This is a genomic window from Citrobacter sp. Cb028 (assembly GCF_030336705.1).
GTDB lineage: Bacteria > Pseudomonadota > Gammaproteobacteria > Enterobacterales > Enterobacteriaceae > Citrobacter > Citrobacter braakii.
In genome coordinates, this window is record NZ_JAOWCZ010000009.1 from 1 (window position 1) to 269 (window position 269).

Here is a 269-nt window from a genome sequence, read left to right on the forward strand (position 1 = left end):
AGTAAAGGATGGTGGAGCTATGCGGGATCGAACCGCAGACCTCCTGCGTGCAAGGCAGGCGCTCTCCCAGCTGAGCTATAGCCCCATCGTAGTTAAATCTCGTTTAACCTTAATTTCTGTTGAGGCAAGGTGTGGTGACGCGAAGCATACTGAAGTATGTGAGCGTCGCCGCAACGCAGCATCAGCAGAAATTTGGTAGGCCTGAGTGGACTTGAACCACCGACCTCACCCTTATCAGGGGTGCGCTCTAACCACCTGAGCTACAAGCC

1 tRNA gene is annotated in these 269 nt (G+C 53.9%); it reads right to left on the reverse strand.

Annotated elements, in window-relative coordinates:
• Window positions 1-9: 9 nt before the first annotated feature.
• A tRNA-Ala gene (locus OGV75_RS00050) sits at window positions 10-85 on the reverse strand.
• Window positions 86-269 lie beyond the last annotated feature (184 nt).